A 24,819-nucleotide genomic window follows, 5' to 3' on the forward strand; every position below is an offset into this window, starting at 1 on the left:
AACGGCCACCGGTCTCTTGACGTGGAATTTCATGACTTACGCCGAATTGACCTATCATTCCCATAACCGCTTGAAGCGGCTGGTCCAGCGGCATCGCTATCAGGCGATGCTTCGGCTGGTGTCGGACGGATCCGACGTTTCGGTGCTCGATTATGGGTGTGGCGATGGCTTTTTCCTGCGCCTGCTCCAGAGCCTCGGCATCGCCCCGGATCGATTGATTGGATACGAGCCTTTCGGCTCCATGGCGGCGCAGTTCGAAACCGGCCCGGACCGGCCGAACCTGATCGGCGACACCGAGGGCTTGGATCGGCTGGCCGTCGATGGGACGACGCCAAGACGGTTCTCCCACATCTTCTGCATGGAGGTCCTGGAGCACCTGGACGACGCCGACTTGGCCGTGGCGCTGGACCGGATCACCGAACTGGCCGGCGCGGACACCCGGATCATCGTCGCCGTGCCGGTCGAACTGGGATTGGCCGGCGCGGTCAAGTGTCTCTTCCGCTGGATGGCGGGGTCCGAATCGGTCTCGACCCGAACCATCCGATCGGTGCTTCGCGGACGCGCGCCGCCGCGGTTGGTCAGCGAAACACCGGAAGGGCGCTACATCTACTCCCATATCGGCTTCGATCATCGGCGGCTGGGGGAGGAACTGGCGCGGCGCTTCAGGGTTGAGGAACGATTCGGCGTCCCGTTCCGCCATCTGCCACTGGCATTGAACAACGAAGCCGCCTTCATCTGCCGTCCGCGCTGAGGAACCGTGCCCATGGAAACACCCAGGACATCACCGAAACCGGTCGTCGTCCTTGGCGGCGGTAGTTTGGTCGGCCCCTTCCTGGTCGATCGCTTGAACGGCTTGGGGTGCCGCGGGATCCGCACCGGACGGAACCCGCCACCAAGCGGCGCCCAGGATGGTTTCGGATGGCTCCAACTCGACGCCACCGATCCGGGTGGATGGACGGTCGAACCGGGAGCCGCCGTGCTGTCTTTGTTGCCCCTCTGGCTTCTGCCCAGGCTGCTGCCGTGCCTTAGGGGTGCCGCAGGCATCGTGGCGCTCGGATCGACCAGCGTGCTGGCCAAGTCCGACAGCGCCGATCCGGAGGAACGCGCGGTCGCGCGGCGGTTGGGCGACGCCGAGTCGGCGATCGCGTCGTTCTGCGCCGAAGCCTCGATCCCCTGGACCATCCTGCGGCCGACCCTGATCCACGACGGACACCGCGACGCGAATGTCACGGCGATCGCCCGCTTCATCGAGCGGTTCGGCTTCTTTCCCGTGGGCATGCCGGCCTCCGGCCTGCGCCAGCCGATCCACGCCGACGATGTCGCCGGGGCCATCGTGGCGGCACTGGACAATCCGCTCGCGTCCGGGCGTCTGATCGATCTGCCCGGTGGCGAGACCCTGACCTACCGCGAGATGGTGCGGCGCATCTTCCTGGCGCTCGACCGGCCGGTGCGGATCCTGCCGCTGCCCGCCGGACTGCTGGCCCAGGGCATCGGCCTCGCGCGGCGGGTCACGGGCGTCGCCTACAGCCCGGCGCTGTTCGCCCGGATGAACCAGGATCTCGCCTTCGACGGTGGCGACGCCGTCCGGCTGCTGGGCTATGCCGCCCAGCCCTTCCGCCCTCGTTTTCGAGCCTCGACGTCGGATGGGTCCGCCGCCTGATCCCCCTTGGCGCGGCGGAACATCCGGCTCAGCCGGTCGGTGACCGCCGTTCGGGCGAGGCTGGACAGGCGCATTAGGAAGTAAAGCCAGACCAGGCAATTGACGGCGGTCAGAAACAGGCTCGGGTACAGCCCGGTGAAGTTCTTCCGGAAATAGCGGGTGAAGCCCTTGGCCTTGAACCATTCGACCTTGGCGATCGACGCGTCGCTCGTGCTCCGATAATGGATCAGGCTGACCTGCGGAACGAACAGGACGGAGCCGCCCATCCTCGTCATGGCGAAGCACAGGTCGAGATCCTCGACATGCAGGAAATAGCCCTCGTCCATGCCGCCAAGCATCCGGTAATCGTCCACCGGCATCAGCATGCAGGCGCCGCTGACGGCGGGAACCTGGGTCACCGCCTCGGGTATCGGCTGGTCGTGCTGGTTCAGCCGCCGGAAATAGGGATGGTTCGGCGCCAGCCGGTCGAGCCGCAACGCCTCCACCAATGTCAGCCAAGGGGTCGGCAACTCGCGCCGCGAGCCCCGCTGGTCGGTTCCGTCCGGATTGACGATCCTGCACCCCGCGACCCACGGGTGGGCCGTCTTCGGTATCAGCCGGATCAGATCGGCCAAGGCGCCATGATCGAGGACGCAATCGGGATTCAGGAGCAACAGGAAATCGCCCTGGGCGTCCTTGGCGCCAAGATTGCAAGCGGCCGCGAAGCCGATGTTGCCGTGACCGGTCGCCAGTTTGATCCGGGGATCCTCGGCGCAGCGAGCCACCAAGCCAGCGGTCACCGGAGCGGGATTTCCGTTGTCGACCAGGATCAGTTCGATTGCGATGTCCTGCGCGAGCACGGCTGCGATCGCGTCCTCCAGCACCGGCCCGGTATGGTAGCTCACCATGACTACGGTGACGAGGGGCCGGCTGGGCCGTGCCGGACTGGGCGTTTCGATCTCGGGCGGGGCGCCGGGCGGATCCGCCGGCACGGGAGGCTGCCGCCGGCGCTTCGAATCGAGGTAAATGACCTTGCTCATTCAAATATGACCTTGTCGTCCAATGCGTTGCTGAAAGCCGGATAATTCCGGCGGCGTTCACTTGGGCATGTCGGAGGCGATCGGGTCGGAACCGCCGAGCGGCGGGGGAAAGGACAGGGATCGCGGGATTGGCAGCGACCGGGCCCGCCGGCGGATGATCCCGGCGATGGACCAGTCGAGCGCCCGGGCGACGCCGATGGTGGACAGGCGCCGCCGCGCCTGGATGGCTTTCCGGCTGGCGAGCACTGGCCCGATATGACGGATGGCGTCCCACGAGCCGCGCAGAGCGGGGGCCGCCTGTCCCAGGACGAGGGCCCGTGCCAGCAGCACCGCGTTGAGCGCCAGATGTACCGGCGTCAGCAGCGCCAGCAAGGGAGTGGGCATGTTCTTGACGAACATCCAGATCAGGTTGCGCGTCCCGTGATAGGTGGCGAACCCGCCGCGGCGCCCGGTGATCGCGGAGCCGACATGGTGGACCCGAGCCGCCGTCACCTGCACGCAACGCTCGCCGGCCAAGCGCAGGCGGAAGCCCAGATCGACATCCTCGCAATAGCAGAAGAACGACGGGTCGAACCCACCGGCGGCCTCGAAGGCGTCGCGCCGGTAGAGAGCGGCGGCCGCGCAGGGCGAGAAGACCTCCCCCTCGGCCGGAAGCTCCGCCAGCGCCGCGCCATGATGGCCGCGCCAAACCAAGCCGCTGGCGTGGAGGACATCACCGGCGCCGTCGAGCAGCAGCGGGTTCCCCGCGTCCAATTGGGTCGAACCGAACATCGCGACACCGGGATGCCGCCGCGTCGCGTCAATCAGCGAGGCCATCCAGTCCGGTTCGGGAAAGGCGTCGGGATTGAGCGTCGCGATCCAGGGCTGCGAGGTCCGTCCGGCCGCCAGATTGTTGGCGGCGGCGAAACCCAGGTTCAGTCCCGGCGAGATCAGCCGGACCCGCGACGCCAGCGGCTCGGACAAGGTCTCCAGGAAGACGGTGGAACCGTCGGTCGACAGGTTGTCGACCACCGCGATCTCCTTCGGGAGCGTGGTTTGGGTGGCCAAGGCATCCAGGCAACGGCGCAGCAACTCCCCACCGTTGTGGTTGACGACGATCACGCAGACGGGAGCTTCGGACGTCACGATGGAGTGCCTCGCCTCAGCCGCGCTCTTTGTCGCGGGAAGTAGTACAACTGAAGAGGTATTCTAAGGGGGTAATATGACCGCCAACAACACCGAAATCCGCATATTGGTGAGACATCTCGCAGCGGGGGAGGATCAGGCGTGTTCCCAACGCTCCGGTATGATCATCAGGGATCGATATGTGATGCTTTGATCAACTTTAAATTGCGCCAGGATCCCTGGAATGGTGAATCGTAGTTAAGATACGATTCACACATAGGTGGTAGATCTTCTATGCCTTCCGGCGGAAAAACGGCCCACGCGGTGGCCGGGCCGCCATCCGGACCCTCGAATGGATGTGGATACCAGCAATGACGACGGCGTTTTCTCCGAGTCGCGTGACCTGTTCTTAATCCCATCGTGACAATCATGGGAAACCTGTACCAACCAGAGCTGGGAACGTCGCGATGAAGATCATCATCACCGGAGCCGCGGGATTCATCGGTTCCGCCGTCTGCAGACACCTGCTGCGGGATACCGGCGCCTCGATCGTATGTCTGGACAAGATGACCTACGCGGCCCATCCCGACACCCTGGCTCCCCTGATCGATGGCGACCGCGCCGTGTTCGAGCCGATCGACATCTGCGACCGGGCGGAGGTCGAGCGCGTCTTCCGCGAGCACCAGCCCGACGCGGTCATGCATCTGGCGGCGGAAAGCCATGTCGACCGCTCGATCGAGATCCCCGGCGTCTTCATCGAGACCAACGTGGTCGGGACCTACGTGATGCTGGAGGCGTCGCGCCTGTACTGGGCCGGGCTGACCGGCGGGCGGCGCGATCAATTCCGCTTCCACCACGTCTCGACCGACGAGGTCTATGGCTCGCTGGGTGCCACCGGCAAGTTCACCGAGGAGACGCCCTACGCGCCCAGTTCGCCCTATTCGGCCAGCAAGGCTTCGGCCGATCACCTCGTCGGCGCCTGGTTCCACACCCATGGCCTGCCGGTCGTCATCAGCAATTGCTCGAACAACTACGGCCCCTACCAGTTTCCCGAGAAACTGATCCCGCTGATGATCATCAACGCGCTGGAAGGCAAGCCGCTGCCGGTCTACGGCGCGGGCGCCAATGTCCGCGATTGGCTCTATGTCGAGGATCACGCGACCGCCCTGGTCCGCATCCTGACCGCCGGCGTGGTCGGCCGCAAATACAATGTCGGCGGCGACGCCGAGCGGAGCAACCTCGAGGTCGTCCACGCGATCTGCGACGCGCTGGACGGGATGCTGCCGGGCAAGCGCCCGCGCCGCGACCTGATCACCCATGTGGCCGACCGTCCCGGCCACGACCACCGCTACGCGATCGACGCGACGCGGATCCGGGACGAACTGGGCTGGACCCCCTCGGTGACCTTCGAAGCCGGCCTGCGCCGGACCATCGAATGGTACTTGCACAATCAAACTTGGTGGCAGCCGCTGCGCTCCTCCGTCTATGGCGGACAGCGTCTCGGCCTTGGCGCTCCCGAAACCCCTCGCAGGCTGGAGGTTGTGGCCTCGTGACGAAGATCGAGACAATTGAAAACCGCGCCGCCAGCCAGACGCTGCTGGTGTTCGGCCATCGTGGCCAGGTCGCCACGGCGCTGCGCGAGGCGGTCGTTCCCGCCGGCTGGACCGTTCGGACGGTAGGGCGCGACCACGTCGACATCGTCGACCGCGCCGCCGTCGCGGCGATGGTCCGGGAAAGCGGCGCCACCCTGGTGATCAACGCGGCGGCCTACACCGCCGTCGACCGCGCCGAGAGCGAGCCGGATCTGGCCTTCGCCGTCAACCGCGACGGCGCCGCCCATGTCGCGGAAGCCTGCGCCGCCGCCGGCGTGCCGCTGATCCACCTGTCGACCGACTATGTGTTCGATGGCAAGTCCGCCGGCCATGCCTACCGCGAGACGGACCCGATCAATCCGCTGAGCTGCTACGGCGTCAGCAAGGCCGCCGGCGAGCAGGCGGTACGGGCGGCGACCGACCATCACGCCATCGTCAGAACCTCCTGGGTCTATGGACCCCACGGTCACAACTTCGTGCGGACCATGCTGTCGGTCGGCGAGGAGCGGCCGGAAATGGGCATCGTCGACGATCAGACCGGCTGCCCGACCTCGGCCGCCGACATCGCCGACGCGCTCGTCACCATGGCGCTCCGGATCCTGACCGAACCGGCACCGGCGGAGGCTGGGCTGTTCGGGACCTTCCACTTCACCGGATCGACCCGGATGACGTGGTATGGCCTCGCCAGCGCCGTCTTCTCCCTGGCGGCCCGGCATGGTCGCGGAACGCCCGGCTTGCGGCCGATCGCATCGCTGGACTACCCGACGCCTGCCGTCCGGCCGCTCAACTCCGTCCTCGACTGCTCGCGCCTGCTGTCGGTCTACGGCATCGCCAGCCCACCTTGGCGCCACAGCCTGGAACTCTGCATCGATCGCCTGTGCGAGGCGAAGATGGAGGTCGCGGCCTGAGGGCTTTGGTCACTCGGCCCTTTCCGGTAGCGGGAACTTCAGCCGGCGCGCGGCGTCCCACACGCCCCAATAGGCGCCGGCGGTTCCCTCGACGGCACTTTTCCAGGGTTGATCGAACGCCTCCATGACGTAGTAGTCCAACCTTTCGCGGGCCGCCACGGCGAGGAAGCCGGTCAGGAACCTGGCTTGGTTGACCGGCGACGCCTCCGCGCCGCCGCGCCTGGGACCGGCGCTCGGCCAGCCGACCTCGCCGATCAGGATGGGTTTGCCGGGAAATGCCCGCCGCAACTCCGCGTGGCGCATCACCGTGTAATCGACGGCGTCACCAACCGGCACGCCATCCCAATAGGGCAGGATATGCGCGGTGATGAAATCGACCGCCGCCGCCAGTTCGGGATGGGCCAGCCAGACATGCCACGGTTCGGCGGTCGACACCGGCACCGCGACCTGCGGCCTGACCCGCTCGATGGCCTCGATCAGCCGCGCCACGGTCACGTCGCCGCGCAGGATCGCCTCGTTGCCGACCAGCACGCGGAGCACGTTGGCATTTTGCCGGGTGACCCTCACCAGACTGGCGATCTCCGCCTCGTCCTCGGGCAAGGAACCCATTATCCAAGCGCCCTGCGTGACCGTCATGCCCTGGCGCGCCGCCGCGGCCGGGATCAGCTCCGTGCCATTCAGCGACCCATAGCCGCGCAGGCTCCCGACCCGCCCCTCCAGCACCGCCATGTCGCGGTCGATGTCCTCGGCGCTGGGGTGCCGGCCCTGGAGTGGGCTTTGATCGGCTTGGTACGGGCTGAGAGCGACGCCGTCCATCAACTCGGATGCCCCCGCCTCCAACGGCATGCCAGCCGATACAAGCAGAAAAGCTAGCAGAGCCACGACGCGCATGTCGTTTCGACCTTCCATCGACGGAAACCACGCGACAAACAGGGGGATTTTGGCGTTAGTCCAGGGACTGTGAGGTGCGGCGAAGGAGAGACCCCGAGATGTTCAAACTACATGAAAGGCTGGCGGCCGACACGGTCCTGGTGCGCCCGCTGACGCTCTGTCAGGTGCTCTGCATGAACAACAGGGTCTGGCCTTGGCTGATCCTCGTCCCGGCCCGGCTCGACGTGACGGAACTCCACCACCTGTCGACCGGGGATCGCGCCGTGCTGATCGAGGAGGTGGCACTGGTCTCCTCCACCCTCGAGCGCGTGTTCAATCCGGACAAGCTGAACGTCGCCGCCATCGGCAACATCGTGCCGCAACTGCATATCCACGTCGTGGCCCGTCGCCGCGACGATCCGGCATGGCCCAACCCCGTCTGGGGCAGCGGCATCGCGGAACCCTACGCGCCAGCCGACCTCGATGCCCTGGTCGATCGGCTGCGCCAGACCCTTGGGGTGTGACTGCGGCTATTCCGCCGCGCGGGGCTGGTCCTCGGTCTCACGCACCGCCGCCTTGCGCTCTCCCGTGATCAAGCGGGCGCCGCGCTGATAGGTCAGGTAGGCGAAAAGCCACTATACGGTGACCAGGAACCGGTTGCTGAAGCCGATCAGCAGATAGACGTGGACGATGCCCCACAGCACCCAGGCGACGAAGCCCTTCAGGTGGGTCTTGCCGAAATCGGCGACCGCCGAGTTGCGGCCGATGGTCGCCAGATTGCCGCGGTTGTTGAACTTGAACGGCGGCATCGGCTCGCCCCGGGTCAGGTGGGCGTGCAGGTGGCCGCCGACATGCTCGCCCTGTTGCTTGGCGACCTGCGCCAGCCCCGGCAGGGGGGAGCCGTCGTCGCTCAGGGCCAGGGCGGTGTCGCCCAAGACGAAGATGTCCGGTTGGTCCGGAACGCTCAGGTCCGGCCCGACCTTGACCCGGCCGGCCCGGTCGGTCTCGACCCCGAGCCATTGTCCCGCCGGCGACGCCTTGACGCCGGCACCCCAGACGATCGTCCCGGCGGCGATGAACCGCCCGCCGACGGTGACGCCCTCGGCCGTCACGTCCTCAACCGGAGTATCGACCATCACGGTGACGCCCAGCCGCTCCAGCGCCCGCCGGGCGTAGTCGGACAGGTCGGGCGGAAACGCGGGAAGCACGCGCGGCCCGGCCTCCACCAGGATGACCCGCGCGGTTTGCGGCCGGATGTTGCGGAAGTCGCGGGCCAGCGTGTGGCGCGACAGTTCGGCGATGGCGCCCGACATCTCGACGCCGGTCGGGCCGGCACCGACCACCACCGTCGTCATCAGGCTTTCCTGCCGGGCGGGATCGTCGCAGATCTCCGCTTGCTCGAACGCCATCAGCACGCGGCCGCGGATTTGCCGGGCGTCCTCGATCGTCTTCAGGCCGGTGGCGTGGCGTCCCCATTCGTCGTGGCCGAAATAGCTGTGGGTCGAGCCGGTCGCGACGATCAGCCGGTCATAGGCGATGGCGGGGCCGTCGGCCAGCGCCACCGTCCTGCCGCGCCGATCGATCGCCACGACCTCGCCCAGCACCACCTCGATGTTGGGATGGCGGCTGACGATCCGCCGGATCGGCTCGGCGATGTCGGCGGGCGATAGCGCGGCGCTGGCGACCTGATAGAGCAGCGGAACGAACAGGTGGTAGTTGCGCCGGTCGATCAGCGTGACGGCGACCTCCGTCCCGCCCAGCTCGTTGGCGGCGGCCAGCCCGGCGAAACCCGCGCCGATGATCACGACACGATGGCGTCCTGCCCTGTCGGGGGTCGGGGAAGCGGTCATGGCTTGCGTCCTCGCGGCGGTTGGGAACCCTGGTCGGAGAATGCCCCCGACCCGCCAAGGGTTCCCTGGCCGCTCAACCCTCAGGACTTGTGCCCTCAGGACTTGTAGTCGTCGGTCGTCACCGTCGGCGGACGCTGTGGTCCGGCATAGGGGTCCAGCACCGCCTGCGACTGGGCGATCACGCGGCAGTCACCACACATGTGGATGCGGTCGATGATCGACTTGTCCTCGAACATCCAGTGCTTGCCGGCCAGCTTGGCGACGATCCGGTCGATCGAGGCCTTGGTGCCGAACGCCTTGCCGCAGCGGATGCAGTGGCAGGGCTCCTCCTCCTTGACCATGATGGGCGAGCGGGCGGCGTCGGTGAAGTCCAGCTGGGGCCGCAGCCGGATCACCTTCTCCGGGCAGGTGTTCTGGCACAGCCCGCACTGGACGCAGGCATCCTCGGTGAAGTTCAGCACCGGCCGGTCCGGGTTGTCCGACAGGGCCCCGGTCGGGCAGACCGAGACGCAGGACAGGCAGAGCGTGCAGCCCTCCGCGTCGATATCCAGTGTTCCGAACGGCGCGCCCAAAGCCAGCGGCAGGACCGGGACCGGTTCGGGCGCCACGCCGTGGAGCTTCCGCAGCACCAGCCGCGACAGGCCCTTCTTGTCGCCCAGCGCCAGGAAGTTCGTTGGCTTTACCCCGGGCCGGCGCGGCATGCCGTACAGCTCGGACGTCAGCAGGTCGGGATCGTCGGCCTCGATCAAGCCGACACGCCCCGTCCCGAAGCCCAGGCCGGACAGCACCGTCTCCGCCAGCCCCAGGTTGCGGGCGAGCGGCAGCATGTCCTCACGCGGGCGGGCGGACACCAGCACCCTCAGGTCGGCCACGCCATAGGCGAAGGCCGCCGTCAGAGTCTCGATGCCCAGTTGGGTGACCGAGTTGACGGCGAAGGGGATCACCCGGGCCGGCAGCCCGGCGCCGAACCGCGCCGCCGAATCGATCAGCGGATCGCCATGGTCGCCGTCATGGATCAGCAGCACGGCGTCGCGGCCTCCGGCTCCGTGATGGGTCATCAGCAGCGTGCGCAGCCGTTCCAGCAGCGGCTCCGGAGTCGGCAGCGTGTAGGTCGCGGCGCCGGTCGGGCAGACGGCGGCGCAGGATCCGCACCCGGCGCAGACGAAGGGGTCGATCGCGACATGGTCACCGGCGGGCGTGATCGCCCCGGTCGGGCAGACCTCCAGGCAGCGGGTGCAGCCGGTCTTGCGGGAGCGCGAATGCGCGCACAGATCCGCCCGGAAGTCGATGTAGCGCGGCTTGTCGAACTCGCCGACCAGATCGGAGGCCTTGAACACCGCCTTCTGGACCTCGCCCGGACTGCCGGGATCGGGCCGCAGGTAGCCATCGCGCTTGCCGTGCGCCGGGAACAGCGGCGTTCCCCCCGTCAGGTCCAGGATGATGTCGCAGTTTGACTTGGCTCCCCGGCGCGGCGGGCCGAACTCCAGGGCCCGGCGCGACGATGGCAAGGGCAGGGCGTAGTCGTCCACCTCGATCTCGAAGGCGCCGAGATGGCCCGAGGCCTTGGCGATGGTGCCCTTGAGGATCGGAAACTCGGCGGTGCGCGGCGGGATCACGCCATCGGGCCGGGTCAGCAGCACCGTGATGTCCAGCCGGTCCATCAATTGGCGTCCGACCTCGATCGCCAACTCGTCGCGGCCATAGATCAGAGCGACACCTTCCGACTTCAGCTCGATCGAACTGGCGGAGGGCAGGTCGAGCGCCGCCTCCGCGATCAGCGCCGCGATCTTGGGATGCGCGTCGGCGGCCTCGTCCGACCAGCCGGCCCGCTCCCTGATGTTGAGGAAGCCGACCTTGGCATCCGGATGGCTGTCCTCGCGCGTTTCCTCGAACAGGGGAGCTTCCTGGGTGCAGGCGACCAGCACCGGCCCCGGCGCCCGATCCAGCGCGGCGGTGAACCGGTCGATTTGCGCGCGGCAAAGCTGGGTGGCGACGGTGACATCGGTGCCGGCCGAGCCGCAAGCCGCCGCCAGTTTGGCGCCGTCCAGCGGCATGGTGCCCTCGCAGTCGCAGACGAGGACGGTGTGGCCATTCATTTCCAGGGGGCCTTGGACACGATCTGAGGAGAGAGGTTTCATTGCGATCCTAGGGGAAGACCCCGATATCTATGGTAGCTTGCCATCTTCATGAGAGTGCCGCCTTGGCGTTGGATATTATCTCAAATCACGCTCCCGATCCCGAGCTTCCGCCGATCTATCGCGCCGTCGCGATCGAGCCCGGGCCGCTGGTGGGGAATGATCGCGGAGGCGCCTTCGCCCACGCCTCGTCCCTCGCCGCCGCGGGAGCGGAAGCCGGCACCCTCGTCTGGACCCGGCGAGTCGACCGGCTCGACGCCGCCGTGGTCCTGGAACCAAACGAGCCACTCGTCCAGTCGTTGCCGGTCTGCCATGTCGCGTCGCTGGGTCTGGTCGACGCGCTGGGCGCCCTGGGGCCGCCGAACATCCCCGTCACCTTCGGCTGGCCCGACCGCGTCGAGGTCAACGGCGCCACGGTCGGCGGCGTCCGCCTGACCGTGGCGGAGACGCGGTGCGCCGAGGCCATTCCAGATTGGATGGTTCTGGGGATCACGATCCAGGTCCATGGTTATCCCGATGATGACGATCCCGGTTTGCGCCCGGACCGGACGGCCCTTCACGAGGAGGGCTTCGGCGAGGTCGAGGTGGTGCCGCTGCTCGAGAGCTTCAGCCGGCACTTCCTCGCCTGGATGAATACATGGCAGGAGGACGGCTTCGATCAAGTGCGGCAGGCTTGGCTGACCCGCGCCACTGGCCTGGATGACGTGGTGACGCTGGATCTGCGCGGCGAGCGCCTGTCCGGCGTCTTCACCGGGATCGACGCCGATGGCGGGTTGCTGCTCGGGCGCGAGGATGGCATCCACCACATCCCGCTATCGGACGCCTTGCGTGATCCGACCTGGCCCGTGGGCGGCGCGTCGTGACCGGGCTCATGACCAAGCTGCCGCGGACGATCCGTCTGGACGCCTCCGACCCGGCGATCTTCGAAAGGGCGGCCGAACCGGGAGAGTGGGCGGTGTCCGGCTCCTTCATGTTCATCAATTGGGATCTGGAGGGCCTGACGGGCAAGCGGCGTCAGGCCTTCGCCAACGGGTTCCTGGGCACGGCCAGCTTCGGGTGGTCGACGCTGGTGGTGGTCGGGGAGGCCAATACGGGCGAGGTGGACGATATGACGATCGCCTTGGCTGATTACTTCCTCGCCGAACTGGGCGCCCCCGATTTGGACGCCGCGATGGAGGTCGCGCGGGAGGAGGTCGGGTTCGCCGCCAGCCTGTGCGACCACCCGGTCAACACGCTGCTGGCGGTCAGCCGGGAAGAGGCCGATGGCGCCATCCGCGAGGGCTTCCGGGTGATCCAGCCGAAATCGGAGAAACTCCACGCGCCAGTCTGGTCGATCGTTCCCGACGGCGACGCGTGAGTCGACCCTTCAGCTTCCGCCGGTGCCCACGATATTGACGCAAGGCTCGCCCTTGGCGCGGCGGGCCACGTTCGCGGCGATCGTTCTCTGGCGGCGGCTGATCGTGCCATTCGTCCAGCCCGACATGTGGGGCGTCATGACCACGTTCGGTAGGTCGTTGAAGGGCAGGCGCGAGGGCTGGACATCCGTCTCCCCCGGCTTCGGATAACGATACCAAGTGTCGATGACCGCACCGGCGATGCGCTTCGACGCCAGGGCGTCATGGAGCGCCGCCTCGTCGATCGTCGGACCGCGCCCGACATTGAACACGACCGCGGATCGCCTCATGGCCGCGAAGGCGTCGGCGCCGACGATGCCCGTCGTCTCCGCCGTCAGCGGCACGGATACGACGATGAAGTCCACGGTGCCCCAGAAGCCGTCGAGGTTGTCCAGGGTGAAGGATCGATCGACCAGGGCGGATGGCGCCACCGAGCTTCGGTTGGCGACATGGACCGTCATCTCGAAGGCTTTGGCGCGCGCCGCGATGGCCTTTCCGATATGGCCGAACCCCAGCAGGCCGATCGTCTTCCCCGCCAACTCCTCATGCGTGCGGTCCAGCGCTCCCGCCCAGTATTTCCAGTCTCCCGCCCTCAGCCGCTGGTCCGCGTCGGTGAGCGGGACATGCCGCGCCAGGAGGGCCGCCATGACGTATTCGGCGATCGCCTGTTCGTGTCCGAAGCAGTTGCAGACCACGGCGGATGCGGGCAGCGCCGAAAGATCGACGGCGTCGTATCCGGCGCCCGGAACATGGAACAGGCTCAGCGCCGACGGGCGGGGCAGGGTCGCGTCGTAGCGGGTCCCGACGATCACGTCCGCCGCCGCGTAGGTCTCGCGGTCGGCCTCGCTCGACAGCGCGTCGGGCAGCGTGACGACATCCGCCCCAAGGGCGAGCAGGTCGGAAAAGCCTTGGCTGAAGGAGCCGGCGTTCTCGCCGTGAAAGACGATCAGCATTGTCAATCCTTGCGTGGCCTAACGATGAGGGGTTCCAGGCTGCAATCCAGAAGCGAAGGGTCGACCTCGCGCTCCATTGTGCCGAACATGCTGTCGACGAAGTCGATCAGCGCGTCGGACGCGGCCATTGCTTGGTTGACGTGACGGTTGGCGACCGCGTCCAGGATCGCGAGATGGCAATCGATCGTCGTGTGGACGTTTTCATGGCCTGGGATGTGGTTGTGGTGGATCCACCCGATGCGGCGGAAGATGGTGTGGAGCGGACGCATCGTGTGTTCGAGGAAGGGCTCGCCGGCGGCGGTCAGGATCAGCTTGTCGATCCTGCGGTCCAGCGCGTTGAACTCGCTGGCGGTCATGTCCTCGCGCCGCTCCCGCAGGACGCGGGAGACGTGCAGCAGCTGATTGCGATGGGTCGGGCTCGACCGCTCCGCCGCCAATCGGATCACGAAGCGTTCCAGGTCGCGCCGCAATTGCAGCAGCACGCGTTCGCGGGCGAGGTCGATCGGGGCGATCTGGACGCCGTGGCGGGGGCGCACCACGATGAGCGTGTCGTCGGCCAACCGGCTGACCGCCTGATGGACCGGCGTGCGGCTGAACCCCGTGATCTCCTGCAAGTCCTGGATGGCCAGGAACCGCCCCGGCTTCAGCTCGCAATTGATGATCAGGTCCTCGATCCGCTCATAGGCGAGTTCGAACAGGTTCACGCGGTTCTGGCGGCGGGGAGGCGTCGCCGAACCGTCATCGGCCTCGATCAGTGTCGGACGCGTCCGTTCGCGTTCAGCCATGCCTGTTTCCTTTTCCACCGCTGGCCCCAATTCCGACCGCCGCACCGATCATGCATCGGACGGACTTCGCGAGCCACCCGCGGGTCATAGCCCATTCGGTGGTGATCTTAAAACATGTTGTGATATTTTACAAGCGTGTCTATGGTCGGTCCATTCGAGCGCGGTCATGCCCGCGAGGCTCCTGCCGACCTTGGTTCCGGCTCTTGGGCTTTGGTCCGGTTCTTGGGCTCGGATCCGGTTCTTGGGAAAGACAGGCAACAGATGAAGATCACATCCATCGAAACCCTCAGGACCGAGGAGTTCTCCAACGTCCTCTGGGTTCGCGTCCACACCGACGCCGGCATCATCGGTCTGGGAGAGACGTTCTATGGCGCCGGCGCGGTCGAGGCGCACATCCACGACACGCTCGCCGGCCGCCTCCTGGGCCGCGACCCGCTGGCGATCGAGGCGATCCACCGCGACATGCTCAACTTGCCGATGGCCCAATCATCGACGGGTGCCGAGTACAGGGCGGCCTCCGCCATCGACATCGCGCTGTGGGACCTCTTCGGAAAAGTCTGTGGCCAGCCGGTCCACCAGATGCTGGGCGGCCTATGCCGCGACCGGACACGGATCTACAACACCTGCGCCGGCTACAAATACGTGCGCTCCACCAACATCAAGCCGGTGTCCAACTGGAACCTGGGCGAGGCCGGCGGGCCGTTCGAGGATCTCGACGGTTTCATGAACCGGGCCGACGCGCTGGCCGAGAACCTGCTGGAGAGCGGCATCACGGCGATGAAGATCTGGCCGTTCGATCCCGCCGCGATCGAGAACCACGGTCTCTTCATCACCGCCGAACAGATGAAGACGGCCATCACGCCGTTCGAGAAGATCCGCAAGGCGGTCGGCGACAAGATCGAGATCATGGTCGAGTTCCACTCGCTGTGGAACCTGCCCACCGCCAAGAAGATCGCCAAGGCCCTGGAGCCCTACTCCCCGACCTGGTTCGAGGACCCGATCCGGATGAACTCGCCCCAGGCGCTGGCGGAATACGCCCGCTCGACCGATGTCTGGGTCTGCGCCAGCGAAACCTTGGGGTCGCGCTATCCGTACAAGGAGATGCTGGACCGCGACGCCATGCATGTCGTCATGGTCGACCTGTGCTGGACCGGCGGCCTGACCGAGGGACGCAAGATCGCCGCGATGGCGGAGACGTACCACCGCCCCTTCGCCCCGCACGACTGCATCGGCCCGGTCGGCTTCGCCGCCGCCGTCCACGCGTCCTTCAGCCAGCCGAACACGCTGATCCAGGAATCGGTCCGGGCCTTCTACACGGGTTGGTACAAGGAACTCGTCACGGAGGTTCCGGTCATCGAAAACGGCTACGTCCATCCGATGGAAGGCCCAGGGCTCGGCACCGAACTGCTGCCGGCGGTGTTCGAACGCTCCGATCTCACCGTCCGCCGCTCCGCCGCTTGAGGTATCGATGATGTCCACGAAGTTGTTCTCGCTCGCGGGGCGCACCGCGCTCGTCACCGGCTCCTCGCGCGGCCTGGGCCGCGCCATGGCGGAAGGCTTGGCCGCGGCCGGCGCCACCGTCGTGCTGAACGGGTCGGATCAGGGCCGCCTGTCCGCCGCCGCCGAGGCGATGAGGGCCGCCGGTCACACGGTCCACGAGGCCCGCTTCGACGTCACCGACGAGGCGGCCGTGGTCGCGGCGTTCGAACGGTTCGACGCCGAGGGCGTCGAAATCGACATCCTGGTGAACAACGCCGGCATCCAGCTGCGGAAGCCGATGGTCGAGCTGGCGACGGCCGAATGGCGGACGGTGATCGAGGCGAACCTGACCAGCGCCTTCGTGATCGGCCGGGAGGCGGCGAAGCGGATGATCCCGCGGCGCCGCGGCAAGGTGATCAACATCGGTTCGCTGACCAGCGAACTCGCCCGCGCCACCGTCGCCCCCTACACCGTCGCCAAGGGCGGCATCAAGATGCTGACGCGCGCCATGACGGCGGAATGGGCCGAGAAGGGAATCCAGGCGAACGCCATCGGCCCGGGCTACATGCTGACCGACATGAACCAGGCCCTTGTCGACAACCCGACCTTCGACGCCTGGGTCAAGGGCCGCACCCCGTCCCGGCGCTGGGGCAAGCCCGAGGAACTGATCGGGACCGTGGTCTTCCTGGCGTCGCCGGCATCCGACTACGTCAACGGCCAGATCATCTACGTCGATGGTGGCATGCTGGCGGTGCTTTGAAACGCGAACCGGACCCAAGTTCGGCGACAGGAGGAAATTCGATGCTCGGCGTTGTCATCCACGCTCCGAAAGACCTTAGGGTGGAGGAGATCCCAGCCACTCCCTTGGGACCGCGCGACGTCCAGGTCCGGATCGCCTCCGGCGGGATCTGCGGTTCCGACCTGCATTACTATCACCATGGCGGCTTCGGCGTGGTCCGGATACGGGAGCCGATGGCGCTCGGTCACGAGATCGCCGGAACGGTCGAGAAGGTCGGCGCCGAGGTGTCGCGGGTGACGGTCGGGCAGCGGGTCGCCGTCAATCCCAGCCGACCCTGCGACGACTGCCGGTATTGCCGGGCCGGACAGCGAAACCAGTGCCTGGACATGCGTTTCATCGGTAGCGCCATGCGCTTTCCCCATGTCCAGGGCGGCTTCCGCCAAGCCCTCGCGGTCGACGAGAGGCAGGCCATTCCGATCGCGCCGGGCATGACCATGGCGGAAGCCGCGATGGCGGAACCGCTGGCCGTCTGCCTGCACGCCGCCAGCCGCGCCGGATCGCTGATGGGCGCCAGGGTGCTGGTGACGGGCTGCGGCCCGATCGGCGCGCTGGCGGTCGTGGCGGCGCGCTTCGGCGGTGCCGCCGAGATCGTCGTGACCGATGTCAGCGCCTATCCGCTGTCGCTCGCCAGGAGCGTCGGAGCCACCCACGCGATAAACATCGCCGAGGACCCGAAGGCTCTGGCGCCCTACGGCCAGGACAAGGGCGGCTTCGACGTGCTGTTCGAGGCTTCGGGCAACGAGGCCGCCCTCCTAGGCGCCCTGGAGGCTGTCAGGCCCGGCGGGATCGTCGTCCAGCTTGGGCTTGGCGGCGACATGAAGCTCCCCATCAACCTGATCGTGGCGAAGGAGATCCAGCTGCGCGGCACCTTCCGTTTCGACGGAGAGTTCCAATTGGCCGTCGATCTGATGGGAAGCGGCCTGATCGACGTCAAGCCGCTGGTCAGCCAGACGATCCCGTTCCAGCGGGCCGTGGAGGCTTTCGAACTGGCCTCCGACCGGTCGCGCGCCATGAAGGTGCAACTCTCGTTCTGACCGGCGCCGTCCGGCGGAGCGCCAGCGCGATGTTTGACACTGGTAAAATATTACAATATACCAAACCCCAATCAACAGCGGTTCGTCCGCATAACCAAGTCGCCATGGGAGGGTCCGTATGAACCACCATTTCCGTCACCTGCTGTCGATTTCCACCATCGTGGCAACGGCATTGACCGCTTCGGCCGGTTTCTCCGCCGCGTTCGCGCAGTCGAAGGAGACCTTGACCTTCGCGGGGGTCACGTTCTCCGAGGCCGGCCGCGGCGACAGGCTCAAGGCCTGGGTCGAGAAGTTCAACAAGAGCCAGGACAAGATCGAAGTCCAGCCGGTGGCCCTTCCTTTCGCGACGCTCGCCAACACCGTCTTCACCCAGATGGGCGGCGGAGGCGGGCCGGATCTCGTCCGGTTCGACCAGATCGATTTCCACGCCGCCGTCGCGGCCAACCGGATCCTGCCCTTCGATGGCGAGATCGACGAGGGCGAATACAAGTTCACGGCTCCCGACAAATACATGCATGTCGGGGGCAAGCGGTATGGCATCGCCTTCGAGATCAGCAACTACGTGCTGCTCTACAACAAGACCCTGCTCAAGGGCGGCAAGCCGCCCGCGACCTTCGACGAGTTCCTGACCGCCGCCAAGGCCGCCACCGGCAATGGGATCTATGGCTACGCCTATCGCGCGACGATGGCCGAGCGTCCGGGCTTCTGGCAGGACCTGTGCAACTTCGTCTACGGCTTCGGTGGTCGCTGGAGCGACGACGCGGGCAATCTCACGATCAACAGCCCGAAGGTCGTGGAGGGCGTCGCCGCCTATAAGAAGGTGTACGATCTGGGCGTCATCCCCAAGGGAACCGACGCGTCGACCTATCGCCGGATGTTCTGGGAGAACAAGCTCGCGATGGAGATCGACAATGGCGGCGTCGCCGGGATCTTCCACCAGCAGGCGCCCGACCTTCCCTTCGCCGCGGCGCCGTCACCGTTCCCCACTCCGGCGCAGGGCCTGATCCTGGCGCCGCTGACGGTCAACGCCAACACCAAGCACAAGGACGCGGCCTTCACCTTCGTCAAATGGGCGCTCCAGCCGGAGAACCAGAAGGACCTGCAGGACCTGCTGGGGGCGAGCAACGTCGCGACCGCCGTCGAGCGGTCCCCCGAGATTGTCGCCAAGCAGCCCTGGCTGACGGCCTACGACGCCCAGACGCCAAACAGCGTGCCCCAGCTGGTCGCGGGCTTCGAGATCAAGACGCCGGAAATCCAGCAGGTCATCCTCGAGCAGGTGCTCAAGGTGCTGCAGGGCGGCGCCGATCCCCAGAAGGCCATGGACGACGCGCAGAAGATGGTCCAGTCGCGGGTGCTCCGGAAATAATCCGGAGCCTTCCGTCCCCACCTCCTTCGTTCTCCGCCCGGCACAAGGATCAGGAGTCATGACAGAATCGGCGCCCCGGAATGGGCGGCTGGAGGGCAGCCGTTGGACGCCATACATCTACATAGCGCCCATTTCGCTCTATCTCCTGCTGTTCCAGGGTTATCCCCTGATCCAGGAACTCATGCTGAGCTTCACCTCGACCTCGCTGCTTTCCCCCCAGGACAGCGAGTATGTCGGGATCCGCAATTACCAGGACCTGATCGACGCCAGCGACTTCCACGCCACCATCGTGGTCACGGTCGTCTACACCATCGCCTGCGTCGTCCTCTCCATCGGCCTGGGGCTGGCGGCGGCGCTGCTGCTCGACCGGCCCTTCCTGGGACGCGGCGTGGCCCGGGCGGCGGTGACGATCCCGTGGGCCGCCCCGTCGGTCGCGGTGGCGCTGATCTTCACGTGGATGTTCAACGCGCAGTACGGCATCTTCAATCACGCGCTGCGGGCGCTGGGGTTCGCCTCCGGCCATGAGAACTGGCTCGACCATCCGGCGCTGGCCCTGCCGGCGATCCTCCTCACCACCGTCTGGCAGATATTTCCCTTCGCCTCCGTCGTCCTGCTCGCCGCCCTCCAGGGTGTTTCCTCCGAACTGCGCGAGGCGGCGGTGATCGATGGCGCCGACCGGCTGAGCGTGTTCAAGGCGGTCGTCTGGCCGACGATCCAGCCGTCCGTGGCGCTGCTCTCGCTGTTCATCACCATCTGGTCGCTTCGCCGGTTCGACTTGATCTGGCTGATGACCCAAGGTGGCCCGATCGGTGCCACCAACACGCTGGTGATCGAACTGTATCGGCAGGGCTTCGTCTACCGCGAGCTTGGTTTCGCGGCAGCCGTCGGCATGATCGGGCTGACCATCGCCTTGGTCGTTACACTGGTCTATTTCCACATCTCGGCGCGCGCCGAGCGGGCGGGAGGACGGCGATGAGATCCACCTTCAACTGGGGGCACGGCCTGCGCCTCCTCGCCATCGTCTCGCTGCTCGCCGCGGCGGCGTTCCCGATCTATTGGATGCTGGTGACGTCGCTGACGCCGTCGGCCGATCTGTTCGCCGACACTCCGCACATGCTGCCGGACTTCAGCCGGATCGAGGTCTTCGAGGAGGTCTTCCGCGAGATCCCGGTCGCGACCTGGCTGGCCAACAGCGCGATCGTCGCCACCGGCACCATGGTGCTGAGCATCGCGCTGGCGATCCTGCCGGCCTATACCCTTTCCCGCTTCCGGTTCCGGGGCAAGGGTGCGCTGGGCTTCACCCTGTTCGTGACCCAGATGCTGCCCGAAGCCATGCTGGTGGTGCCGCTCTACGCGATCTTCGGCCAGCTGGCGCTGCTCGACACCCTGACCGGCCTGATCCTCGCCAACACGGCGTTCACCGTGCCGGTGATCACCTGGATCCTGAAAGGCGCCATCGACGGCGTGCCGATCGATGTCGAGGAGGCGGCGCGGATCGACGGCTGCTCGCGGATCGACATCGTCCTGTCCGTGGTGATCCCGCTCGTGGCGCCCACCCTCGCGGCGGCCGGCGTCATCGCCTTCTTCCATGGCTGGAACGAGTACGTCTTCGCCCAAACCCTGGTCAGCAGCCAGAGCTTGCAAACGGCATCGGTCGGCTTGGCCGGGTTCGTCGGCGAGCTGAGCACGCCCGTGCATTCCGTGATGGCGGTCGGCCTGATCTACACGCTGCCGGCCGTCGCCCTCTACCTCGTTGCCCAACGCTACGTCGTCGCCGGAATGACCGCCGGCAGTGTCAAAGGCTGACAGCAGGAATTTGCCCAATGGCCGCGATCACTCTCAAGAACGTCACCAAGACCTGGGGACACGTGTCGGCCGTCAGCGACATCAACCTCGATGTTCCCGACGGCGAGTTCCTCGTCCTGCTTGGCCCGTCGGGCTGCGGCAAATCCACGCTGCTCCGGATGCTGGCCGGCCTGGAGACCGTCTCGAACGGCGAGATCCATCTCGACGACCGGAGGGTGGACGGGCTGCCGCCCAGCGCCCGCGACATGGCTTTCGTGTTCCAGTCCTACGCGCTCTATCCGCACATGACCGTGCGGCGGAACATCACCTTTCCGCTGATCATGCGGCGGCATCGTTGGTGGTTCCACATCCCGATCGTCGGCCATCTCGCCAAGCGGGCGATCGAACGGTCGCCGGAGGTCAAGGATCTGGTCGATCGGACGGCGAAGGTCCTGGCGCTGACGGAAATGCTCGACCGGCATCCGCGCACCCTCTCCGGTGGCCAGCGCCAGCGCGTCGCCCTTGGCCGCGCCATGGTGCGCCAGCCCGAGGTCTTCCTGATGGACGAGCCCTTGTCCAACCTCGACGCCAAGCTCAGGACATCCATGCGGGCCGAGATCACCAAGCTGCACCGCGAGGTCGGCGGCACCTTCGTCTACGTCACGCACGACCAGGTCGAGGCGATGACCATGGGCACCATGATCGCGCTGATGCGGAAGGGCGTGGTGCAGCAGTTCGGCCGTCCGCGCGATATCTACACCAACCCGGCCAACACCTATGTCGCCCGCTTCATCGGCACCCCGCCGATGAACCTGATCAAGGCCCGGATCGAGGAGGGACAGCTGAAAGTCGGCGAGGCGGCGTTCGCGCTGCCGGCGCACCTATCCGGCATCTCCGACGAGGGTCGGGCGGAGGTGCTGCTCGGCTTGCGGCCCGAATCCCTGACCATCTCGCCGGTGGGCGGCGCCGGCACGCTGGCCGGCGAGGTCGGCTTGGTCGAGCATATCGGCGCCGAATCCCTCGTCTCGGTCAAGCTGGCCCACGCCGAGACCGCCCATGAGGAGGAGGAGCAGGAGCAAAGCGGCGTGATGGCGACCACTCCCGGCTACAGCGAACTCAAGGTCGGCGACCGGATCGCCGTTGGCGTCAACCTGTCCGACGCGGTGTTCTTCTCCACGCGGACCGGTGAGCGGCTGACCGCCAAGGTTCCCCAGCTGGAAACGGTCCGCTGAAGACGCGCCGGCCAGTCAAAGACGCCTCAATGGGGAATGGTGAAGGTCTGGATCCAGGAGATGCCGACCGGGGCGTTCTTGCTGGTGTAGGAGAACGGCTGGCCGACATTGCCGATGAACAGGGTGCCCTCGTAATGGGCGTCCTCGTTCCAGTTGACGCCGACCAGGGTCAGGATGTTGAGTCCGGAAATCAGGTAGTCGTCCAACTCCGTGACATCGTTCAGCGTCGTGTCTTTTTCCTGCTTGGCGGCGTAGACCACCAGCCCATTGATGAACGCCGCGATCTCGTTGTCGGCATGGGTGACGGTCAGGGTGACCTTCGCCATCGGGAACTCCTGATGATATGACGATGAGAATAATCGGATAGTCCGAGTATTATGTTAATTGCGGATGAACGCCATGTTTCGTTCGCGAAACGGCGATCCCACGGCTGGGTCACGCCGCATCCCCTGATGTTGTTTGGCCATGGCGTTGTTCGGGAAAGCACCATATTGGGAGGGTGTGACCTGGAGGACGACTGACTTGAGCGCCGATTTCTGGCTGAGTTCCGGCCATCACCTGCTCGACCGCACGCCCGAGGGACGGCTGGAGATCACCGACGATTTCCTGCGCGCGTTTCTCGCCCGGCCGGAAATCCACCCGGTCGAGGAATCCTGCGCCGCGGAATTGGCGCTGCACCGCGCCCTGCTCGCCAATCCCAGGGCGGATGTGACGCCCGAGCGGCTTGCCGGGCTGGCCGATCCCGACGCCCGCGAGAACTACGGGATCTGGCTCGGCTTCCGCGACATCCTGGTGGCGCGCCCGACGCTGGAGGAGGGCTATCTGGCGCTGATCCGCGGCGGGACGGGCCACGTGCCACCGCTGTTCATCGAACAGCTGGTCCACCTGATCCTGCGCGGCATGCTCGACGGCTGCGACGATCCGCTGCGGCTTCGCGCCGCCGAACTGCTGTTCCGGCCGCAGCGCGTCAACCTCCAGGACGGCGGCGTCCTGGTCGCCGACGAGGAGACGGTGGAGCAGCGGTCACGCGACGGCGGCTTCGGCTCGCTCGGGCGCCTCCTGGCTGAGGCCGGCACGGCGCCGCGCGGCGTCGATCTGGACGTCATGACCAAGGACAACGCCGACGCCTATTGGGAGCGCAGCGACCGCTTCGACATGGTGCTGGAGGTCGGCTTCCCGAAGCCCGGACTCGACGCGCTGTGCCGGGTGCTGGAACAATGGGTGCGCCATCTGCTGGATGTCGGCGTCCGCATCCATCCGGTCCAGCAAATCAGCGACGAGCGCTGGGTCTGGCATGTCGGTCTGGACGGCGAGGCGACCGCCATCCTCAACGCCCTCTATCACGGCGAGGAGGTTGACACGGCCCGCATGGCGAGGGTGCTGGCGCTGTTCCGGCTGGAATTCGACGACCCCGCCGTCATGCTGCCACGCGTCGCCGGCCGTCCCGTGTACATGGCGATGGCGATGACGCCCGACGGCAAACTCCGCTTGAAACCGCAGAACCTGCTGGTCAATCTCCCCCTTTCGAACGCTGGGGGGAGCTGGAATTGACCACCACGACACGGCGGGAGGAGCGGATGGTGGTCGGCGTCGTCGTCGAGCACCGCAGGATCGACCATCCCTGGCAGTCGCACCGCTGGCAGCCGGTCGCCGTGCTGCCCGGCGAGCCCGCGGCTCCCGCCTGGACGGTTCTGGGGCAAGGGGGCGAACAGGGCGGCGACTGGGTCCGCTATCTGGCGGGGACGGCGGAACTGACGCTCTATCCCGGCGAGACCGAGACCTACGCCTATAACCTGGAAAGCCCGGAACCCGCGATCTACGTCATCCTGCGGAAGAGCGACGACATCAGGGGCATCCGGCTGCTCGGCGCCACGGTCGATCCCGGCGAGGCCCACGCCCACGCCGACACCGGCGACGATCTGGTCGAGGCGCTGCCGCTGCCCGGAGCCGTCCGCGACTGGCTGGCGGCCTTCGTCGAGGCCCACCACGTGCCCCGCACCAAATGGAAACGGAAGCGCGACCGCGCCGATCCGGAAGCGATGGCGATCCGCGTGCCGGGGCAGGGGCCGGGCCATTACGAGGGCGATGGCGAGCACCACGGCGAGGATGGCGATGACGAGTGACCGCGAGGAAGGCTTCCTGGGCCGCTGGGCGCGGCTGAAGCGGCGTGGCGCGGTCGAGGAGACGGCACAGCCGGATCAGGCCCCGGATCAGACCATCGAAGCCGGCCAAGCCGGGGAGGGCGGGGCCACCGCCGAACTGGAGCCGTTCGACCCGGCCAGTCTGCCCGATCTGGACACCCTGCACGCCGCCAGCGACTACACCGCCTTCCTGAAGCCGAACGTCCCGCGCGAACTGAAGACCTTGGCGCTGCGGCGAGCCTGGGTGACCGATCCCGCGATCACCAGCTACAAGACGCTGGCGGACTACGACTGGGACTTCAACGCGCCGGGCTATGGCGCCTTGAGGGTGACGGACGACGTGGTCGATCTGGCGAAGCGCGTCTTCGGCATGATCGAGCCGGAGGAGAAGCCCGCCGCCGAGGCGGACGCGGAGCCCGAGGCGCCGGTGCCGGATCCCGATGCCGCGGGTGATCCCGAGATCCGGCCCGCCATCGCCGAAGCGCTTCCGGAACCCGCTCTCGGGATGGAGCCGGTGATCCAGGATGAGCCGGTGGTGGCCGAACCCCAGCCGGCCAAGCGCCGGCGCCATGGCAGAGCGATGCCGACCGTCCCGTGACGGTCCGCCGACGCGCTTGCCGAAGCTGGACAATTTGCGTACATTTAGCTCGCTGTCGCGCGATTGACTTGCCGTGACACATATTGCATCGCGTCATGTTCTTCGGGAGAGCGTC

25 protein-coding genes are annotated in these 24,819 nt (G+C 66.8%); 17 read left to right on the top strand and 8 right to left on the bottom strand.

From position 1 onward, the window contains the following. Positions 1–31 precede the first annotated feature (31 nt). A complete protein-coding gene (locus N825_RS07435) occupies positions 32–751 on the top strand; it encodes a class I SAM-dependent methyltransferase (RefSeq protein WP_157619043.1) in 720 nt (239 codons plus the stop codon). A gap of 12 nt (positions 752–763) precedes the next feature. Continuing rightward, on the top strand, positions 764–1,660 hold the full coding sequence (locus N825_RS07440) for an NAD-dependent epimerase/dehydratase family protein (RefSeq protein WP_037449111.1): 897 nt from the start codon (positions 764–766) through the stop codon (positions 1,658–1,660). Here the strand turns inward: N825_RS07440 and N825_RS07445 are convergent. Then, the gene (locus N825_RS07445) at positions 1,597–2,679 is read right to left on the bottom strand and encodes a glycosyltransferase family 2 protein (protein ID WP_051511692.1); all 1,083 of its coding nucleotides are present in this window, start codon (positions 2,677–2,679) and stop codon (positions 1,597–1,599) included. The genes N825_RS07440 and N825_RS07445 overlap by 64 nt on opposite strands. A gap of 57 nt (positions 2,680–2,736) precedes the next feature. Next, on the bottom strand, positions 2,737–3,804 hold the full coding sequence (locus N825_RS07450) for a glycosyltransferase family 2 protein (protein ID WP_198038218.1): 1,068 nt from the start codon (positions 3,802–3,804) through the stop codon (positions 2,737–2,739). 446 nt (positions 3,805–4,250) lie between these two features. Between N825_RS07450 and rfbB the strand changes: the two genes are divergently transcribed. Both rfbB and rfbD read left to right on the top strand, forming a co-directional pair. Continuing rightward, positions 4,251–5,336, top strand: a complete 1,086-nt coding sequence (rfbB, locus tag N825_RS07455; RefSeq protein WP_051511693.1) for a dTDP-glucose 4,6-dehydratase — start codon at positions 4,251–4,253, stop codon at positions 5,334–5,336. Further along, positions 5,333–6,283 (top strand): dTDP-4-dehydrorhamnose reductase, encoded by a 951-nt coding sequence (rfbD, locus tag N825_RS07460; protein ID WP_245613040.1) that lies wholly within the window; start codon positions 5,333–5,335, stop codon positions 6,281–6,283. The genes rfbB and rfbD overlap by 4 nt, the downstream gene beginning before the upstream one ends. Before the next feature lie 9 nt (positions 6,284–6,292). Here the strand turns inward: rfbD and N825_RS07465 are convergent, their stop codons facing one another. Continuing rightward, positions 6,293–7,174 carry a glycoside hydrolase family 17 protein gene (locus N825_RS07465; protein ID WP_157619044.1) on the bottom strand — a complete coding sequence of 294 codons (882 nt, stop codon included), beginning with the start codon at positions 7,172–7,174 and terminating at the stop codon, positions 6,293–6,295. A gap of 98 nt (positions 7,175–7,272) precedes the next feature. Between N825_RS07465 and N825_RS07470 the strand changes: the two genes are divergently transcribed. Further along, complete coding sequence (locus N825_RS07470; protein ID WP_037449117.1) at positions 7,273–7,677, top strand: HIT domain-containing protein; 405 nt, start codon at positions 7,273–7,275, stop codon at positions 7,675–7,677. Between the two features lie 111 nt (positions 7,678–7,788). On the opposite strand, the gene N825_RS07475 is transcribed toward N825_RS07470, so the two are convergent. Together N825_RS07475 and N825_RS07480 are read right to left on the bottom strand one after the other, a co-directional pair. Beyond that, a complete protein-coding gene (locus tag N825_RS07475; protein WP_084164484.1) occupies positions 7,789–9,003 on the bottom strand; it encodes an NAD(P)/FAD-dependent oxidoreductase in 1,215 nt (404 codons plus the stop codon). Positions 9,004–9,098: 95 nt separating this feature from the next. Further along, positions 9,099–11,099, bottom strand: a complete 2,001-nt coding sequence (locus tag N825_RS07480; protein WP_037449120.1) for a 4Fe-4S binding protein — start codon at positions 11,097–11,099, stop codon at positions 9,099–9,101. 104 nt (positions 11,100–11,203) lie between these two features. Here N825_RS07480 and N825_RS07485 point away from each other — a divergent pair, with 104 nt between their 5' ends. Beyond that, positions 11,204–12,001 carry a biotin/lipoate--protein ligase family protein gene (locus tag N825_RS07485; RefSeq protein ID WP_245613041.1) on the top strand — a complete coding sequence of 266 codons (798 nt, stop codon included), beginning with the start codon at positions 11,204–11,206 and terminating at the stop codon, positions 11,999–12,001. Continuing rightward, positions 11,998–12,495, top strand: a complete 498-nt coding sequence (locus tag N825_RS07490; protein WP_245613042.1) for a DUF6505 family protein — start codon at positions 11,998–12,000, stop codon at positions 12,493–12,495. The genes N825_RS07485 and N825_RS07490 overlap by 4 nt, the downstream gene beginning before the upstream one ends. Before the next feature lie 9 nt (positions 12,496–12,504). On the opposite strand, the gene N825_RS07495 is transcribed toward N825_RS07490, so the two are convergent. Both N825_RS07495 and N825_RS07500 read right to left on the bottom strand, forming a co-directional pair. Next, the gene (locus N825_RS07495) at positions 12,505–13,485 is read right to left on the bottom strand and encodes a 2-hydroxyacid dehydrogenase (protein WP_198038219.1); all 981 of its coding nucleotides are present in this window, start codon (positions 13,483–13,485) and stop codon (positions 12,505–12,507) included. A 2-nt stretch (positions 13,486–13,487) separates the two neighbouring features. Further along, positions 13,488–14,270, bottom strand: coding sequence for a GntR family transcriptional regulator (locus N825_RS07500; RefSeq protein ID WP_037449125.1), 783 nt, complete (start codon positions 14,268–14,270; stop codon positions 13,488–13,490). Between the two features lie 261 nt (positions 14,271–14,531). On the opposite strand from N825_RS07500, the gene N825_RS07505 reads away from it, so the two are divergent. The 7 genes from N825_RS07505 to N825_RS07535 all read left to right on the top strand — a co-directional run bounded on the left by N825_RS07505 (position 14,532) and on the right by N825_RS07535 (position 21,965). Further along, positions 14,532–15,731, top strand: a complete 1,200-nt coding sequence (locus N825_RS07505; protein WP_037449128.1) for a mandelate racemase/muconate lactonizing enzyme family protein — start codon at positions 14,532–14,534, stop codon at positions 15,729–15,731. Between the two features lie 10 nt (positions 15,732–15,741). After that, the gene (locus N825_RS07510) at positions 15,742–16,509 is read left to right on the top strand and encodes an SDR family oxidoreductase (RefSeq protein WP_037449131.1); all 768 of its coding nucleotides are present in this window, start codon (positions 15,742–15,744) and stop codon (positions 16,507–16,509) included. A gap of 41 nt (positions 16,510–16,550) precedes the next feature. Continuing rightward, positions 16,551–17,582, top strand: a complete 1,032-nt coding sequence (locus tag N825_RS07515) for an L-idonate 5-dehydrogenase (protein ID WP_037449134.1) — start codon at positions 16,551–16,553, stop codon at positions 17,580–17,582. 118 nt (positions 17,583–17,700) lie between these two features. After that, a complete protein-coding gene (locus N825_RS07520) occupies positions 17,701–18,948 on the top strand; it encodes an ABC transporter substrate-binding protein (RefSeq protein WP_051511695.1) in 1,248 nt (415 codons plus the stop codon). 58 nt (positions 18,949–19,006) lie between these two features. After that, positions 19,007–19,924 (top strand): carbohydrate ABC transporter permease, encoded by a 918-nt coding sequence (locus N825_RS07525; RefSeq protein WP_037449137.1) that lies wholly within the window; start codon positions 19,007–19,009, stop codon positions 19,922–19,924. Next, on the top strand, positions 19,921–20,754 hold the full coding sequence (locus N825_RS07530; RefSeq protein ID WP_037449140.1) for a carbohydrate ABC transporter permease: 834 nt from the start codon (positions 19,921–19,923) through the stop codon (positions 20,752–20,754). The genes N825_RS07525 and N825_RS07530 overlap by 4 nt, the downstream gene beginning before the upstream one ends. Before the next feature lie 17 nt (positions 20,755–20,771). After that, a complete protein-coding gene (locus N825_RS07535) occupies positions 20,772–21,965 on the top strand; it encodes an ABC transporter ATP-binding protein (protein ID WP_037449143.1) in 1,194 nt (397 codons plus the stop codon). Positions 21,966–21,991: 26 nt separating this feature from the next. Here N825_RS07535 and N825_RS07540 read toward each other — a convergent pair whose 3' ends face one another. Continuing rightward, entirely contained in the window at positions 21,992–22,291 is a 300-nt protein-coding gene (locus tag N825_RS07540; RefSeq protein WP_037449146.1) for a hypothetical protein, read from the bottom strand. 196 nt (positions 22,292–22,487) lie between these two features. On the opposite strand from N825_RS07540, the gene N825_RS07545 reads away from it, so the two are divergent. Genes N825_RS07545 through N825_RS36290 form a run of 3 tightly spaced genes read left to right on the top strand, consistent with a single transcriptional unit; the run spans position 22,488 to position 24,704 of the window. Continuing rightward, a complete protein-coding gene (locus tag N825_RS07545; protein ID WP_037449149.1) occupies positions 22,488–23,516 on the top strand; it encodes a DUF6352 family protein in 1,029 nt (342 codons plus the stop codon). Further along, positions 23,513–24,088 (top strand): DUF3305 domain-containing protein, encoded by a 576-nt coding sequence (locus N825_RS07550; protein ID WP_245613043.1) that lies wholly within the window; start codon positions 23,513–23,515, stop codon positions 24,086–24,088. The genes N825_RS07545 and N825_RS07550 overlap by 4 nt, the downstream gene beginning before the upstream one ends. Beyond that, positions 24,078–24,704 carry a DUF3306 domain-containing protein gene (locus tag N825_RS36290; protein WP_051511696.1) on the top strand — a complete coding sequence of 209 codons (627 nt, stop codon included), beginning with the start codon at positions 24,078–24,080 and terminating at the stop codon, positions 24,702–24,704. The genes N825_RS07550 and N825_RS36290 overlap by 11 nt, the downstream gene beginning before the upstream one ends. The last annotated feature ends 115 nt before the right edge of the window (positions 24,705–24,819 follow it).

It is taken from the genome of Skermanella stibiiresistens SB22 (assembly GCF_000576635.1).
Taxonomy (GTDB): domain Bacteria; phylum Pseudomonadota; class Alphaproteobacteria; order Azospirillales; family Azospirillaceae; genus Skermanella; species Skermanella stibiiresistens.

Coding starts and splice junctions, on each gene's coding strand:
- N825_RS07435 (WP_157619043.1), top strand. CDS start 32: ATGACTTACGCCGAATTGACCTATCATTCCCATAACCGCTTGAAGCGG.
- N825_RS07440 (WP_037449111.1), top strand. CDS start 764: ATGGAAACACCCAGGACATCACCGAAACCGGTCGTCGTCCTTGGCGGC.
- N825_RS07445 (WP_051511692.1), bottom strand. CDS start 2,679: ATGAGCAAGGTCATTTACCTCGATTCGAAGCGCCGGCGGCAGCCTCCC.
- rfbB (WP_051511693.1), top strand. CDS start 4,251: ATGAAGATCATCATCACCGGAGCCGCGGGATTCATCGGTTCCGCCGTC.
- N825_RS07465 (WP_157619044.1), bottom strand. CDS start 7,174: ATGCGCGTCGTGGCTCTGCTAGCTTTTCTGCTTGTATCGGCTGGCATG.
- N825_RS07470 (WP_037449117.1), top strand. CDS start 7,273: ATGTTCAAACTACATGAAAGGCTGGCGGCCGACACGGTCCTGGTGCGC.
- N825_RS07475 (WP_084164484.1), bottom strand. CDS start 9,003: ATGACCGCTTCCCCGACCCCCGACAGGGCAGGACGCCATCGTGTCGTG.
- N825_RS07480 (WP_037449120.1), bottom strand. CDS start 11,099: ATGAATGGCCACACCGTCCTCGTCTGCGACTGCGAGGGCACCATGCCG.
- N825_RS07495 (WP_198038219.1), bottom strand. CDS start 13,485: ATGCTGATCGTCTTTCACGGCGAGAACGCCGGCTCCTTCAGCCAAGGC.
- N825_RS07500 (WP_037449125.1), bottom strand. CDS start 14,270: ATGGCTGAACGCGAACGGACGCGTCCGACACTGATCGAGGCCGATGAC.
- N825_RS07505 (WP_037449128.1), top strand. CDS start 14,532: ATGAAGATCACATCCATCGAAACCCTCAGGACCGAGGAGTTCTCCAAC.
- N825_RS07510 (WP_037449131.1), top strand. CDS start 15,742: ATGTCCACGAAGTTGTTCTCGCTCGCGGGGCGCACCGCGCTCGTCACC.
- N825_RS07515 (WP_037449134.1), top strand. CDS start 16,551: ATGCTCGGCGTTGTCATCCACGCTCCGAAAGACCTTAGGGTGGAGGAG.
- N825_RS07520 (WP_051511695.1), top strand. CDS start 17,701: ATGAACCACCATTTCCGTCACCTGCTGTCGATTTCCACCATCGTGGCA.
- N825_RS07525 (WP_037449137.1), top strand. CDS start 19,007: ATGACAGAATCGGCGCCCCGGAATGGGCGGCTGGAGGGCAGCCGTTGG.
- N825_RS07530 (WP_037449140.1), top strand. CDS start 19,921: ATGAGATCCACCTTCAACTGGGGGCACGGCCTGCGCCTCCTCGCCATC.
- N825_RS07535 (WP_037449143.1), top strand. CDS start 20,772: ATGGCCGCGATCACTCTCAAGAACGTCACCAAGACCTGGGGACACGTG.
- N825_RS07540 (WP_037449146.1), bottom strand. CDS start 22,291: ATGGCGAAGGTCACCCTGACCGTCACCCATGCCGACAACGAGATCGCG.
- N825_RS36290 (WP_051511696.1), top strand. CDS start 24,078: ATGACGAGTGACCGCGAGGAAGGCTTCCTGGGCCGCTGGGCGCGGCTG.